We start from the raw sequence: 11886 nt of genomic DNA on the forward strand, positions 1-11886 counted from the left end.
AGAGTCATTGCTATGATAAGTAAACGATCCGTTTCATTCAGAACGAAACATTTGCCGGATTGTACACATACATTAACTCATATGGACAGGCATTTGCTTCAACTTAGCCAACAAAAAACCCCGTCCGATTACGAACGGGGTAAGGATTTAGGACCAACTTTCAATTAATTCATCGAAACTGTACGCACGGGTTCAACCGGCGTTTTGGTGGACAGCGTAACGTTCTTCGTAATGGTCTCAATCCCATTCGTCACTTCAACCAGGTACTCCCCATCGGGCAGTTCACTTACATTCAGTTTTACGCGGAGCGTTGCCTCTTTTTTGCCAACGTGCTGGCTGTACAGTACCGTTCCGTCGGCTTCTTTCAGCCGGATGTCGACGTGTCCGCCGGCAGCTTTATCGACGATGACATTCAAACGAGTGCCGTCAACAGAAGAAAACATACCGACCTGGTAGGTGGCAGGAGCCGTCGGGCGCGTCGGCGCTTTGATTTCGACAGGCTTGGCAAAGGTGGCTGTGCTTAAAGCAAGAGCAAGGGCGAAAGTGTTAATGAGCGTTTTCATCGTATTTGTTGTGTAAGAAGGTTGAACATCAGTTGTTGAAATGGATCGGGCTTTTCTGCCTGATTGATGTATCAAAGGTAGAAGCAAAACCGGGTACCTTGCATTACAAACTACCGGGACGGTCATCTGACTTGATAAACGGACGAAAGTCTGTATGCCTGAGCGAACGGTCTGCGGGTCATATTGCGTTGTATGGCCATCGACGTACTCAAACTCAGATATACATGTTGCCATCAACTGCCATCAACGGCTCTTTTTTTCGCGTTCCTGCCATCTTTGCCGCAACTAATACGGTTGTGGCGGCAGAGAGCACCCGACACGGGGGGGTTAGCCAGTGGCCGTTTGCTTCCCTGAACCTCGGCATCAACACAGCCGACGAGCCGGCCCATGTTGAGGAAAACCGCCGACGCTTTTTCGACGCACTGGGTGTCGATGCGAGCCGGTTTGCCTCGTCGCACCAGGTTCACGGCACGGAGGTGCTGCACGTAACCGAGCCTGGCCGCTATGAGGGCTACGATGCCCTGATCACCAATGAACCGGATCTGCTGTTGGGCGTGACCGTTGCCGACTGTGTTCCAATTCTGATCTATGACCTGGCAAATCAAGCCGTTGCGGCTATTCACGCCGGTTGGCGAGGTACCGTGGGCGGTATCGTTACCAAAACCCTGGAGACTATGCGCGCGGAGTTCGGTACGTCGGGCAGTACCTGCTACGCGTACGTAGGCACCTGCATCGATGAAACGGCCTTTGAAGTTGGCCCCGACGTAGCCGAGCAGTTTGCCGCCGAATTCAAGCGAATTGATCCGTATACGGAAAAGATTTATGTGAATCTGAAATCGGCCAATACCAAACCGTTGGTCGACTTCGGCATTCCCACCGCGCAGATCAGTATTTCTACGTTCTCGACGGTACTTAATAATGATGATTATTACTCATTTCGAGCGGAAAAAGGACAAACCGGCCGGATGCTCGCTGTAATTGGGCTACGGAACTAAAACAAAATTTAAAAAGACTGGTTGTATAGTGTGTTTTCAAACATGTTTCACTCAACGTTATACAATCATGGGTATCTTAGTCTCAATCCTGGTAGGTGCCATTGCCGGCTGGCTGGCTGACCTCGTTTTCAAACGTTTTTCATTCTCACTGCTGGTTGAAATCCTGCTTGGTATCGCTGGTGGTTTCGTAGGTGGCTGGATCTTCGGCCGCTCAACGGGTCTTCTGGACAATATTCTGACGTCGTTTGTAGGTGCCGTTATCATTCTCGGTATTGCCGCGCTGATAAAAGGTTCTCGCCGGACGGTGTAAATCAAGAATCAGAAAAGGAGGAGGGAGTAAGGGAGAAAAGGAACTAGTAAAATAGTCCTTACTCCTTTACTCGCTCCTCCTTTTCTGCTATCTATTTTAAAATCTGCCGCGAAATCACCAGTTTCTGAATTTCGCTGGTTCCTTCGCCGATTGTGCAAAGCTTCGCATCGCGGTAAAACTTCTCCACCGGAAAATCCTTCACGTACCCGTACCCCCCGAAAATCTGAACGGCTTCATTGGCCACTTTCACGGCCGTTTCGGACGCAAATAATTTGGCCATGGCCGATTCTTTCGTAGTGGTTTTTCCCTGATCTTTCAGATCGGCGGCCTGGAACGTCAGCAGCCGGGCCGCTTCGATATCGGTAGCCAGATCGGCAAGTTTAAACGCAATGGCCTGAAAGCTGGCAATTGGCTGGCCGAACTGCCTGCGCTCCTGCGCATACTGGAGAGCAGCTTCATACGCACCCTGGGCAATCCCTAAACTTAGAGCCGCAATGGAAATCCGGCCTCCGTCGAGTACTTTCAATGACTGCACAAACCCATCGCCGACTTCGCCCAGGCGCTGGCTATCCGGAATCCGGCAATCGTCGAACAACATCTCGGCCGTTTCGGATGCCCGCATACCGAGCTTATCTTCCTTACGTCCTCCCTCAAAGCCGGGTGTTCCCCGTTCGACCACAAACGCAGTGGCATTGTGAGACGTATTGGGTTCACCCGTTCGGGCGATTACCACCGCTACATCGCCGGTTTTGCCGTGGGTGATGAAGTTTTTAGCTCCGTTCAGCACCCAGTGGTCGCCCTCGCGAACAGCCGTTGTGCGCATGTTGCCCGCATCGGAGCCGGTGTTGGGTTCGGTCAGTCCCCACGCGCCGATCCATTCGCCGGTGGCCAGGCGGGGCAGATACGTTTGCTTCTGCGTTTCGTTACCGAATAATAAAATATGGTTGGTGCAAAGAGAGTTATGGGCTGCCATTGATAAGCCCACCGATCCGTCAACCCGGGCCAGTTCTGCAATGGCCGTTACATACTCACGGTAACCCAGGCCAGTACCACCGTAATTGACCGGCACCAGCATACCCATTAGCCCTTGCTCACCCAGATGCCGAAACAGATCAGCCGGAAAATGCTGTGCTTCGTCCCACTGCCGAACATTCGGCCGAATCAACCGTTCACTCAACTCTCGTACCGACTGAGCAATTAATTGTGTAGTGTCTACTTGGTTTTCTACAATTTCGCTAACCATATGTTTGACTTTCTGATGAAGTGATTTCCTTGTAAGTTCGTTTTTTTAGCGGTAAAATCCAACCGCTTCTTACCTAACTTCTAATACGGATAAATGGGCGGCAAAGTTTTAAAATTCAGAGATTAACCGTCCAGAAAATTTTTCACCAAGCCAATTATTAACATTTAAACAAAATCGGTAACTTTCGCAGACTTTCTTATCAGGCTATGGAGCCTGGTAAATCAACTTAGTTTTATAGGTATTGTGTCAGCTACCGGTGAGTCACTATTCGGGCAAATCCGTAGGCGCTTATTGAAAAACTCCTATTTTTGTAACATCTCCCTGGTTCGCCCGGGCATTATTTATCAACGATCGAAAGCTTTATCAAATAACTCTATATGAAATTAGCAGTCGTAGGAACCGGATACGTGGGGCTTGTCACTGGGACTTGTTTCGCGGAGACTGGCAATCAGGTTACGTGTGTCGACATCGACGAGCGTAAAGTCGAAAAACTGAACAACGGTATCATCCCCATTTACGAACCGGGTCTGGACGTACTGTTCCACCGCAACGTAGAAGAAGGTCGCCTTAAATTTACGACCGATCTGGCCGAGGGGATCAAAGGGGCCGAAGTGATCTTTCTGGCGCTGCCAACGCCCCCTGGCGAAGATGGCTCAGCCGACCTGAAGTACATCCTGAAAGTATCCAGCGACCTGGGCCCGATCCTGAACCAGTACGTGGTGGTGGTCGACAAGAGCACGGTACCGGTCGGAACGGCCGAAAAGGTTCATGCCCACATTGCCGATAACGCCAAGGTTGAGTTCGACGTTGTCTCGAACCCGGAGTTCCTGCGCGAAGGTGTAGCCGTAGAAGATTTCATGAAACCCGACCGCGTTGTGATCGGTACTCGCTCTGAACGGGCTAAGGGTGTGATGAACCGGCTTTACGCTCCGCTGGTCCGCCAGGGTAACCCGGTCATCTTCATGGATGAGCGGTCGGCCGAAATGACCAAGTATGCCGCCAACGCTTTTCTCGCCACCAAGATCACGTTCATGAACGAGATCGCCAACCTGTGTGAGCGGGTAGGTGCAAACGTTGACGACATCCGTCGGGGTATTGGCACCGACAGCCGGATCGGCAAGCGGTTCCTGTTCGCAGGGATTGGTTACGGCGGAAGCTGCTTCCCGAAAGACGTACAGGCGCTGGCGAAAACGGCCGAGGACTACCAGTACGATTTCAAAGTGCTGAAGTCGGTAATGCAGGTGAACTACTCCCAGAAAACGAAGCTGATCCCGCAGATTGTTGAGCACTTTGAAGGGAACCTGCGCGGCAAGACCATCGCCATATGGGGACTGGCCTTCAAGCCGTATACCGACGACATTCGTGAGGCTCCTGCGCTGGATAACATCAGAGCACTGCTCGAAGCGGGTGCAAAGGTGACAGCCTACGACCCCGAAGCAATGGACAACGTGCGAAATATTCTGGGTAACCAGATTACCTTTGCGCATACGTCATACGCAGCCCTCGACGATGCCGACGCACTGGTGATCATGACGGAGTGGCCGTTGTTCCGCACGCCGGATTTTGATAAGATGAACCTGCTGCTGAAGAACAAGGTGATTTTCGACGGCCGGAACGTATACGAAGTTGACCAGATGCGCGAACTGGGCTATACGTACTATAGCATCGGTCGTGAGGCCGTCAACGTATCGGTCGAACAGAAAGTATAAGCTATTACGGTCTACGGTATGCGGTTTACGGACGATGCTGCTCATTTAGGCTGCACACCGTAAACCGCATACCGTAAACTGTATGTATGAACCATAAACCTAGTCAATGAAGCGCGTTTTAATTACCGGCGGAGCCGGTTTTCTGGGTTCGCACCTGTGCGACCGATTCATCAGGGAAGGGTACCACGTTATTGCGATGGATAACCTCATTACGGGCGATATCCGCAACATCGAGCACCTGTTCCACCTACCGAACTTCGAATTTTACCACCACGACGTTTCCAAGTTCATTCACGTTCCGGGCGAACTGGATTACATTCTGCATTTTGCTTCACCAGCCAGCCCCATCGATTACCTAAAAATCCCGATTCAGACCCTGAAAGTCGGATCGCTGGGCATCCACAATTGCCTCGGTCTGGCACGCGTAAAAGGCGCTCGTGTCCTGATCGCGTCTACGTCGGAGGTGTACGGTGATCCAACGGTTCACCCCCAGAACGAAGACTATTGGGGTAACGTAAACCCGGTCGGCCCACGTGGCGTATACGACGAAGCGAAGCGGTTTCAGGAAGCCATGACGATGGCCTACCATACCTACCACGGGCTGGAAACCCGGATTGTCCGGATCTTTAACACCTACGGTCCCCGGATGCGGTTGAACGACGGCCGTGTGCTGCCGGCTTTCATTGGCCAGGCGCTACGGGGTGAAGACCTGACCGTATTCGGTGATGGTAGCCAGACGCGCTCCTTTTGCTACGTTGATGATCTGGTTGAAGGAATTTACCGGCTGTTGCTCAGCGACTACCCCTACCCTGTCAACATCGGCAACCCGTCGGAGATTACGATCAAAGAATTTGGCGAAGAGATTATAAAGTTAACGGGCACCTCACAGAAGCTGGTGTTCAAGCCACTGCCGCAGGACGACCCCAAACAGCGACAACCGGACATTACCCGGGCTAAAGCTATCCTCGGCTGGGAGCCGCAGGTAGCGCGGGCGGAAGGGCTGCGCATCACGTACGACTACTTTAAAAGCCTGCCGGAAGAAGAGTTATACAGGGCTGCGTATCACCGTGAGTTTGTGAAGAAATAACCCAATTAGTGACGTTTTTGTAAAAAATTTTTGTACTTTTACAGCAGTAACTGCCTTGAGCAGTACACCTTTAGCTGTCTGATGAAAACCTGCGGGCCATGTTGTGCGCAGGTTTTTTTTGGTCCGTACAGTGCGTACGGACCAACCTACAAGTATTCACCCCTCTGTTACTATTTGCTCATCAATCAGCTCAGCCGATCTTTGAAGCTTTCGTAGCCATACGAACGTACCAGTTGAAATGAATTGTTGGGTTTCCAGATACCAATGGAAGGCAATCCTACTCCGTTGAACGTAGTGGTTTTCACCATTGTGTAATGAATCATGTCGTCGAAGATTAGCTTATCACCCACGGCCAACGGCTCGTCAAACGAGTAGTCGCCCATGAAGTCGCCTGCCAGACAGGTCATACCACCCAGCCGATACGTCGGTTTATCGGCCACCGGTTCGTGGTAGGCTCCAATGATCCGGGGTTTATACGGCATCTCGAGTGTATCGGGCATATGGGCCGCAAACGACGTATCAAGAATGGCTACGTCGATCCCCTGGCTGTTGAACGCGTCCAGCACCGTCGAAACCAGTACACCCGTTTGCCAGGCAATGGCCGAACCGGGTTCCATGATGACGTGAACGTTGTATTTTTCCCGAAAGGCAGTCAGTAAGCCAATCAGGTGATTGGTATCATAGCCTTCGCGGGTCATCAAATGCCCACCACCCAGATTCACCCATTTGGCCTGATGCAGCAGATCACCAAAACGACTTTCGAGGGCTTCGAGCGTGCGCTCAAGGGTATAGGAGTCGTTTTCACAGAGTGTATGAAAATGAATACCTTCCAGCCCCTCCGGCAACTGGTCGGGCAGGTGGTCGCGCGTAACACCGAGCCGCGACCCCGGTACGCAGGGATTATACATATCCGTGGCCACCTCGGAATATTGCGGATTGACACGAATGCCGCACGAAACCCCAGCCGCTACGGCCCGCGCCCCAAATCGCTCCCACTGGCTCCACGAGTTGAACGTAAGGTGACTGCTCCGCTCCAGTACGTCGTCAAACTCATCGTCGCGGTAAGCCGGGATGTACGTGTGTGCTTTCACACCCATGTACTCGTTGACGAGTTTGATCTCGTTCAGCGAACTGGCCGTTGCTCCGCTCAGGTATTCATGCACAATCGGAAAGGCGCTGAACATGGAGAAGGCTTTGAGCGCCAGAATAATTTGTACACCGGCCGCCTGCTGTACGCCGTTGATTAAGTCAAGATTCTGGCGCAGCTTCGCTTCTTCGAGAACAAAACAGGGGGATGGAATTGTATGGACGTTTTCGCGTAAGATCGTATTCATGCTGCAAAGGTACGGCCTTTCCCTTCCTCCCCCAACTGCAATAACCCTGCTGTTTGCCAAACCAATTACTCCTGGCGGGCAGGAAAGTAAATGGGTAAATTATAACGTACCGCACAAACTTTTCCAGAGTTTGTTGCCGGCGTCCAACGCGGCATATGGCGGATCATTCGAACGGCCTCTTCATCGCATCCATACCCTAATCCTTTTAAAATCTTTATCGTGGATATCTCCACAAAGCCGAGTGTATCAATAACAAATGACGCAAAAGCCCGTCCCCTAACGCCAGCTTGTTCGGCAGCTTTTGGATATCGTACCTGTTGACGCAGATAATTGGCCAATGCTTTTTGTCCGACCGGAAACGCTGGTTCCTGTACCGTGTTAATAAACGTTTGGCCATGACTGGGCTGCGTCAGAATCCAGAGCAGGATACAGATCATAAGCTTCGCTTGGCTAATGCCCCCTACTGCTTTGGCCCTCTTTCGTGTGCTTATCCGTTTCATTCCAGCGCAAAGGCAATGGGCAGGTTGAACTTGACCCGTACCGTTCGGCCCGATTGCTTACCCGGCTTCCAGGGCGGCATCTGCTTCACCACCCGTAGCGCTTCTTCGTCGCAGCCGAATCCGATGCCTTTCAATACCTGTACATCCGTCAGGCTACCGTCGGTGTTGACCACAAAACTGACCACTACCCGCCCAGATATCCCCGACCGACTGGCCTGGGCCGGGTACCGGAGATTCTTTTCCAGAAAGCTTCGGAGCGATTCCAGCCCGCCGGGAAACTGCGGTTGCTGCTCAACGGAGATAAACGGCTCGTCGGATTTCACCTCCGCTTCAACGGCTTTTTCCACTACCGTTGGCGCATTACCTTCCGGTGGCTGAATTACCTCAACATCGCCAGTACCTTCGGCCGTCTGATCGCTGGGCGTAGCGTCGGCCAGTTCGTCGGTAGTTGGTGGCAATACGTCTTCCAAAACTTCAGCATCAGGCATAACTACGGGGGGTAAGTCACGTACCGTATTGACCGTCGGTGGTGCTTCGACGGGCGGCAATGGAATGGGTTTCTCAGCCGGTACGTCGGGCAATTTGGTGAGTTCCGCTTCAATCAGGGTAGGCTGATCGGTGATGATTCCATCGGGCCACAGGTAGCCATACACTGTAGGCAGGCCCAATCCCAGTAAAAATAAACCGACGCCCAGTCCCAGTGCGCGGGTGAGCGTCGGTCGATACTGTCGGCGCAGATCAAACGCGCCATAAGCTTTCAGGCGATTTTCAAATACTAGTTCGTCGAGGGTAGAAGCTGTATACATGATATTGGCTGGTTTAGTTACAGCCAATGGATGCATAACTGCCTAAACTTCCACAAACCCTACGCCGGATACTCGTGCGGCAGCGGAATATCCACCCGCTCCTGCACCGGCAGGCCCTGCTTGTTCATCTGCTCAATAAACGGATCGGGATCGAGTTCCTCACAGTTCCAGACACCGGGCTTCATCCAGACGCCGGTCAGCATTAGCATCGCGCCGATCATGGCCGGTACGCCCGTTGTGTAGCTCACAGCCTGCCCGCGCACTTCCTTGTACGTTTCGGCGTGGTCGCAGTTATTCCAGATAAAATACGTCCGTTCGGCTCCGTCCTTCACGCCTTTGATCTGGCAGCCGATGGACGTCTGACCCGTGTAGTTTTCACCGAGCGTGTCGGGAGAGGGCAATACGGCCTTCAAAAACTCCAGCGGCACGATGTCCATGCCCTGAAATTTAACCGGGTCAATACGTGTCATCCCAACGTTCTGCAATACTTCCAGGTGCGTCAGGTACGCCTGACCGAAGGTCATCCAGAACCGCGCCCGCTTCAGGGTCGGGAAGTTTTTTACCAGCGATTCGAGTTCTTCGTGGTACAGCACGTACGATTCGCGGGGACCAATTTCGGGGTATTCAATGGGTTTGTGAATGCTCATGGCCGGAATCTCGATCCATTCGCCGTTCTCCCAGTAGCGACCCGGCTGGGTGATTTCGCGGATGTTGATCTCCGGATTGAAATTAGTTGCGAACGCCTTGCCGTGGTTACCCGCGTTGCAGTCAACGATATCGAGGTAATCCATCCGGTCGAAGTGATGTTTCGCAGCATAGGCCGTGAACACCTGCGTAGCACCGGGGTCGAAACCGCAGCCCAGCAGGGCCATCAGTTTTGCCTGCTCAAAGCGCTCTTTGTAGGCCCACTGCCAACTGTATTCAAATTTGGCTACGTCTTTAGGTTCGTAGTTGGCCGTATCGAGGTAATGAACGCCGGCTTCGAGGCAGGCATCCATGATCGGCAGGTCCTGATAAGGCAGGGCCACGTTGATGACCATCACCGGGTTGAACTGACGGATCAGCGCGACGAGTTCCGGTACTACGTCAGCGTCGACCTGTGCGGTCTGGATCGTTACGCCGTGCATCTCCTGAATCTCGGCCGCAATCCGGTCGCATTTCGATTTGGTTCGGCTGGCCAGCATAATCTCCGTAAAGACTTCACGGTTCAGCGCGCATTTATGCGCCACAACGCTGCCGACGCCCCCAGCTCCGATAATGAGCACTTTTGCCATTTACTTGCTTGTTTGTCGTGATTAGATTTGGCCGCAAAGATACGGAAACGCAGACAGCCTGAAACCGGCCATTCAGGATATAAACCAACTTCATGGTAATATTATACGTAGCGGTCTGCGTCGACAGGAGTAGCCCGGCAAAAACTTTAATGCCGTGAAAAACAAATAAATAGTATATTTGTTATATAGACCATAGACATCCGTCTCTTCTCTTTACGTTATGAAGTTTATATCTCCTACGGGCTCATTCGAATTGTCTATTCTGGGATACGGAAACACCAGTGCTAACTGGCGTGACCGCAACAACCTACGCTGCCGGATTTCAACCATCTGGCGACAGAACATGGATACGCAGTCGGCACCGCTACAAACCTGGGAAATCGGCCGTCTGCTGGATGGATTACGTTCGCTGCGAAACAGAGTGGTCAACCACCTGGTGCTTTCGTTTTCTGAACCGGGCCTGAGCGTGGAAGCCACTGCTTTACCCAACGACCAATACCGGCTTCAGATTCAGTTGGACCATAACCTGACACCGTCCTGGCATACTTACCCGGACTTTCCGGTTGAAATGGACCTTTTACTGACCCGGAGTCAGTTACAGGAAGCTATTCACGATCTATCCGGTGAGCTGGCCAGCTACCCGGAACGTTGATCGCAAAAGGTATTCAAAACCCGGTATGGTAGGGCTTACTATACCGGGTTTTGCATTTCATAATATTGTCGCTAACTTACCAACGTATATTGATAGCGTATTGTCAGCGACTGCCTGATTACTTAATCCGTTATTGACCTACTCGATGTTACTGAACGGCCAGCGCAGCTATTTCGAGCTTAACCTCCTTGACTACGAACACCCGCAAACGGCTCCCTCGTCGGCGGATCGGAATCTGTTGTGGGTTGCCGTTCGGACAGGCTGGCAGCATCACCAGTCGACTGCAACGGCTGCCATTCTCCACACGTACGAAATTGAACGATTAATCCACTGGCTTCGTCACCTCTGCACAACGGGCCGCCCTTTGCCCCGTCTGCTGTTTTCAGAGCCCTGCCTGAGTTTTGAATGCATATCGGCTGATACCGATGAATTTCTGCTACAAATTAAACTAGCTTTTGAAGTAGCACCTGACTGGCATTACGATCCATTTACTCCTTTCTGGCTCCCAGTCGTCATCAACAAGCATAAGCTGTCGGAAGCCATTCATCAACTGGAACAGCAATTTTCGAATTTTCCAGTTCGCGGCTAAGGTTACCGCTTGGTAACAAGTTGAAAAGTAACCATATTTGTGCACTTCCTATAATTCCCTACCGAATTACTGGGGGGTACTAACACGTTGTTAGTTAATGCACTGCACGCCTAATTCTTAAACACAAAATTCAGTATCATGAAGGTTATCAAGCGTAGAAATCGTCAAATGACCATGGAGCGAATCCTTCGGGCAATGGGCGATGTCATGGCTGAACGCGGCACCGAAAAAGCAGGCATCAACGCTGTGGCCGAACGGGCCGGCGTTAACAAGGTGCTTATCTACCGCTACTTTGGCGGCTGGAATGGGTTGCTGGAAGCGTATGTTCAACGAGGCTTCTTCCTCTCGATGTTTAACGAGAAATTTCTGGAAGCCGTACCGGAGCAGCTCGCATCGGAAAACCGGAGTAAAGTCTGGTCGGAGTACACGATTCAGTTCATGCGCGAATTCCGGGCTCGTAAATCCTCCCAGGAACTGGTACGTTGGGAAATGTCGCATGGCGAAACGGAACTAGCCCGCCGACTGGCTGCTTTCCGCGACGATTCGTACAAAAAACTGGTCGATAAACTCGCTCCTCACTACGATTTTGATCCGCTGGCTATCACCAGCCTGATGGTATCCGCCGTTACGTACATGGTCCTCATGAGCAGCCAACGGGATCAGATCGTGGGCATCGACCTACGCTCCGACGAAGGCTGGGAACGCATTGAGAAGGCCGTTCGCCGAATTTACACCGGTCTTAACCTCGCCCTGGAACGGGAAGATTCAAAAAAAGCCGAAGTAAAATAAGTGATGGGTTTACGGTTTTCGGCCACCCAAACCGA

General features: G+C 52.0%; 13 protein-coding genes. 7 read left to right on the forward strand and 6 right to left on the reverse strand.

Annotated features, from left to right (window positions below; translation table 11 throughout):
• Window positions 1-164: 164 nt before the first annotated feature.
• A complete protein-coding gene (locus BN8_RS19900) occupies window positions 165-563 on the reverse strand; it encodes a T9SS type A sorting domain-containing protein (RefSeq protein WP_040006375.1) in 399 nt (132 codons plus the stop codon).
• A 224-nt stretch (window positions 564-787) separates the two neighbouring features.
• On the opposite strand from BN8_RS19900, the gene pgeF reads away from it, so the two are divergent.
• Both pgeF and BN8_RS19910 read left to right on the forward strand, forming a co-directional pair.
• A complete protein-coding gene (gene pgeF, locus BN8_RS19905; RefSeq protein WP_009283734.1) occupies window positions 788-1558 on the forward strand; it encodes a peptidoglycan editing factor PgeF in 771 nt (256 codons plus the stop codon).
• 67 nt (window positions 1559-1625) lie between these two features.
• The gene (locus BN8_RS19910; protein ID WP_009283735.1) at window positions 1626-1868 is read left to right on the forward strand and encodes a GlsB/YeaQ/YmgE family stress response membrane protein; all 243 of its coding nucleotides are present in this window, start codon (window positions 1626-1628) and stop codon (window positions 1866-1868) included.
• Window positions 1869-1959: 91 nt separating this feature from the next.
• Here BN8_RS19910 and BN8_RS19915 read toward each other — a convergent pair whose 3' ends face one another.
• A complete protein-coding gene (locus tag BN8_RS19915) occupies window positions 1960-3111 on the reverse strand; it encodes an acyl-CoA dehydrogenase family protein (protein WP_009283736.1) in 1152 nt (383 codons plus the stop codon).
• A 377-nt stretch (window positions 3112-3488) separates the two neighbouring features.
• Here BN8_RS19915 and BN8_RS19920 point away from each other — a divergent pair, with 377 nt between their 5' ends.
• On the forward strand, window positions 3489-4820 hold the full coding sequence (locus tag BN8_RS19920) for a UDP-glucose dehydrogenase family protein (protein ID WP_009283737.1): 1332 nt from the start codon (window positions 3489-3491) through the stop codon (window positions 4818-4820).
• Between the two features lie 106 nt (window positions 4821-4926).
• On the forward strand, window positions 4927-5907 hold the full coding sequence (locus BN8_RS19925; RefSeq protein WP_009283738.1) for a UDP-glucuronic acid decarboxylase family protein: 981 nt from the start codon (window positions 4927-4929) through the stop codon (window positions 5905-5907).
• A gap of 185 nt (window positions 5908-6092) precedes the next feature.
• Here BN8_RS19925 and nspC read toward each other — a convergent pair whose 3' ends face one another.
• From nspC to BN8_RS19945, 4 genes are all read right to left on the reverse strand, one after another.
• On the reverse strand, window positions 6093-7241 hold the full coding sequence (gene nspC, locus BN8_RS19930; protein WP_009283739.1) for a carboxynorspermidine decarboxylase: 1149 nt from the start codon (window positions 7239-7241) through the stop codon (window positions 6093-6095).
• Between the two features lie 65 nt (window positions 7242-7306).
• Complete coding sequence (locus tag BN8_RS19935; RefSeq protein WP_192579080.1) at window positions 7307-7678, reverse strand: energy transducer TonB; 372 nt, start codon at window positions 7676-7678, stop codon at window positions 7307-7309.
• Window positions 7679-7737: 59 nt separating this feature from the next.
• A complete protein-coding gene (locus tag BN8_RS19940) occupies window positions 7738-8547 on the reverse strand; it encodes an energy transducer TonB (protein ID WP_040006376.1) in 810 nt (269 codons plus the stop codon).
• Between the two features lie 59 nt (window positions 8548-8606).
• Complete coding sequence (locus tag BN8_RS19945; RefSeq protein WP_009283741.1) at window positions 8607-9821, reverse strand: saccharopine dehydrogenase family protein; 1215 nt, start codon at window positions 9819-9821, stop codon at window positions 8607-8609.
• Between the two features lie 220 nt (window positions 9822-10041).
• Here BN8_RS19945 and BN8_RS19950 point away from each other — a divergent pair, with 220 nt between their 5' ends.
• The 3 genes from BN8_RS19950 to BN8_RS19960 all read left to right on the forward strand — a co-directional run bounded on the left by BN8_RS19950 (window position 10042) and on the right by BN8_RS19960 (window position 11851).
• The gene (locus BN8_RS19950; RefSeq protein ID WP_009283742.1) at window positions 10042-10473 is read left to right on the forward strand and encodes a WapI family immunity protein; all 432 of its coding nucleotides are present in this window, start codon (window positions 10042-10044) and stop codon (window positions 10471-10473) included.
• Window positions 10474-10618: 145 nt separating this feature from the next.
• A complete protein-coding gene (locus BN8_RS19955; RefSeq protein WP_040006377.1) occupies window positions 10619-11062 on the forward strand; it encodes a WapI family immunity protein in 444 nt (147 codons plus the stop codon).
• A 168-nt stretch (window positions 11063-11230) separates the two neighbouring features.
• Window positions 11231-11851: a TetR/AcrR family transcriptional regulator gene (locus BN8_RS19960; RefSeq protein ID WP_040006636.1), complete on the forward strand. Its 621-nt coding sequence runs from the start codon at window positions 11231-11233 to the stop codon at window positions 11849-11851.
• Window positions 11852-11886 lie beyond the last annotated feature (35 nt).

This window comes from Fibrisoma limi BUZ 3 (genome assembly GCF_000296815.2).
Lineage (GTDB): Bacteria > Bacteroidota > Bacteroidia > Cytophagales > Spirosomataceae > Fibrisoma > Fibrisoma limi.

Coding starts and splice junctions, on each gene's coding strand:
- BN8_RS19935 (WP_192579080.1), bottom strand. CDS start 7,678: ATGATCTGTATCCTGCTCTGGATTCTGACGCAGCCCAGTCATGGCCAA.
- BN8_RS19960 (WP_040006636.1), top strand. CDS start 11,231: ATGACCATGGAGCGAATCCTTCGGGCAATGGGCGATGTCATGGCTGAA.
- BN8_RS19945 (WP_009283741.1), bottom strand. CDS start 9,821: ATGGCAAAAGTGCTCATTATCGGAGCTGGGGGCGTCGGCAGCGTTGTG.
- BN8_RS19955 (WP_040006377.1), top strand. CDS start 10,619: ATGTTACTGAACGGCCAGCGCAGCTATTTCGAGCTTAACCTCCTTGAC.
- BN8_RS19925 (WP_009283738.1), top strand. CDS start 4,927: ATGAAGCGCGTTTTAATTACCGGCGGAGCCGGTTTTCTGGGTTCGCAC.
- nspC (WP_009283739.1), bottom strand. CDS start 7,241: ATGAATACGATCTTACGCGAAAACGTCCATACAATTCCATCCCCCTGT.
- BN8_RS19920 (WP_009283737.1), top strand. CDS start 3,489: ATGAAATTAGCAGTCGTAGGAACCGGATACGTGGGGCTTGTCACTGGG.
- BN8_RS19910 (WP_009283735.1), top strand. CDS start 1,626: ATGGGTATCTTAGTCTCAATCCTGGTAGGTGCCATTGCCGGCTGGCTG.
- BN8_RS19900 (WP_040006375.1), bottom strand. CDS start 563: ATGAAAACGCTCATTAACACTTTCGCCCTTGCTCTTGCTTTAAGCACA.
- pgeF (WP_009283734.1), top strand. CDS start 788: ATGTTGCCATCAACTGCCATCAACGGCTCTTTTTTTCGCGTTCCTGCC.
- BN8_RS19950 (WP_009283742.1), top strand. CDS start 10,042: ATGAAGTTTATATCTCCTACGGGCTCATTCGAATTGTCTATTCTGGGA.
- BN8_RS19940 (WP_040006376.1), bottom strand. CDS start 8,547: ATGTATACAGCTTCTACCCTCGACGAACTAGTATTTGAAAATCGCCTG.
- BN8_RS19915 (WP_009283736.1), bottom strand. CDS start 3,111: ATGGTTAGCGAAATTGTAGAAAACCAAGTAGACACTACACAATTAATT.